The organism is Mycobacterium sp. SP-6446 (genome assembly GCF_001954045.1).
In the GTDB taxonomy this organism is placed as follows: Bacteria; Actinomycetota; Actinomycetes; order Mycobacteriales; family Mycobacteriaceae; genus Mycobacterium.
This window is the reverse complement of sequence record NZ_MBEM01000186.1, coordinates 1-981: the sequence shown is the minus strand read 5'-3', so window position 1 is coordinate 981 and position 981 is coordinate 1. Positions and strand designations below refer to the sequence as shown.

The 981-nt window shown below is 67.3% G+C and carries 1 protein-coding gene; it reads left to right on the top strand.

Annotated features, from left to right (window positions below; genetic code table 11):
- Positions 1-981 (top strand): serine/threonine-protein kinase (locus tag A5736_RS17055; protein WP_175611310.1); only part of this gene is annotated, 981 nt, incomplete at both ends.

The following is a 981-nucleotide window of genomic DNA, read 5'->3' as shown; positions in this document are numbered from 1 at the left end:
GAGCGGATGAAGCGGGAGGCCCGTATTGCCGGGCGTTTGCAGGAACCCCATGTGGTGCCGATTCATGATTACGGCGAGATCGATGGCCAGATGTTCATGGAGATGCGTCTGATCGAGGGCACCGATCTCGATAGTGTGCTCAAGCGGTTTGGTCCGTTGACTCCGCCGCGGGCGGTGGCCATTATCGCCCAGATCGCGTCGGCGCTCGATGCCGCTCATGCGGCCGGGGTGATGCATCGAGACGTCAAGCCGCCCAACATCTTGGTCACCCGTGACGATTTTGCTTATCTGGTGGATTTCGGTATCGCCAGTGCGACCACCGATGAGAAGCTGACCCAGTTGGGCACGGCGGTGGGTACGTGGAAATACATGGCGCCGGAACGGTTTTCCAACGATGAGGTCACCTATCGCGCCGACATCTATGCGCTGGCGTGTGTGCTCTATGAGTGCTTGACCGGTTCGCCGCCGTATCGGGCCGACAGTGCCTCGACGTTGGTCACCGCGCATCTGATGCAGCCCATCCCCCAGCCCAGCACGGCACGCTCGGGCATCCCCAAGGCCCTCGACGGCGTGATCGCACGCGGCATGGCCAAAAAACCCGAGGACCGCTTCGCCAGCGCCGGCGATCTGGCCCTGGCCGCCCACGAAGCCCTCTCCGACCCCGACCAAGACCACGCCGACAACATCCTGCGCCGCAGCCAAGAAGCCACCCTGCCCGGCGCACCGTCGCCTGCCGCGGCATCCCCGAGGCCGCCGACGCCGGCGCAAGACGCGCCCCCGCCGTATGCGGGCGCCGCCGCGCCCGGTTCGGGCCCGACGCCGCCCGCGCAACCCGGGCAGGCCTGGGGACCACCCAGTGGCCCGGTGCCCGCGGCCGGTCAGCCCGCCGCGTTTTATCAAGGCGCCGGCCCCAACTGGGGCGCACCCCCGCCCCAACAATCCTGGAACCAACCACCCAAACCCAAACGCAACCCCTGGCCC